General features: G+C 30.9%; 1 protein-coding gene. It reads right to left on the reverse strand.

The window, feature by feature from the left end; genetic code table 11:
* Window positions 1-32: 32 nt before the first annotated feature.
* On the reverse strand, window positions 33-547 hold a 515-nt coding region (locus tag N2257_10830; protein MCX7794879.1), incomplete at its 5' end, for a hypothetical protein.

Genomic DNA, 547 nt, shown 5'->3' on the forward strand with positions numbered 1-547 from the left:
CGGGGTTCGAATCCCTGCACCGCCACCATTTATTAATTTAAATTTGATATCTCTGTTTTTAAAACAAGCCATCTGAATCTCGTTTTTTCAAGTGTAAAGATAAAGTGAAGAGGTGTTTTAATATCACCGGCTATATAGCCTGTTTCTTTTTCTTCTGACGTTCCAATTATCCTTACATCCATTTCTACTTTAGCTTTATCCTCTGATATATCTATTTTAAGGTTCTCATATTCAACTTTAAGGTCTGAATATACCATGAAAAATTTTTTGAAGAATTCCTTTAAATAAAGATAATTGAAACCATATTCATCGCGGTAATTATAGGAAACTCCTGACATAAGATTTTCAAGGTCTTCTGATTCAAAGGCCTTTATTTCTTCATGAAGCAATTTTTTAATCCTTCTTTCCTCAGAAGAAAGGAAAAGAATTTTTCTACTAAGTTTCATAATTTTATTATAATTTTTTCTTCCGTGAAAATTTACAGTCTTGATTTTTGCAGGCATGAAAAGGTGGGGCTGATATGAATCTTTTGAAATCAATGACTTAT

The organism is Thermodesulfovibrionales bacterium (assembly GCA_026417875.1).
Taxonomy (GTDB): Bacteria; Nitrospirota; Thermodesulfovibrionia; order Thermodesulfovibrionales; family CALJEL01; genus CALJEL01.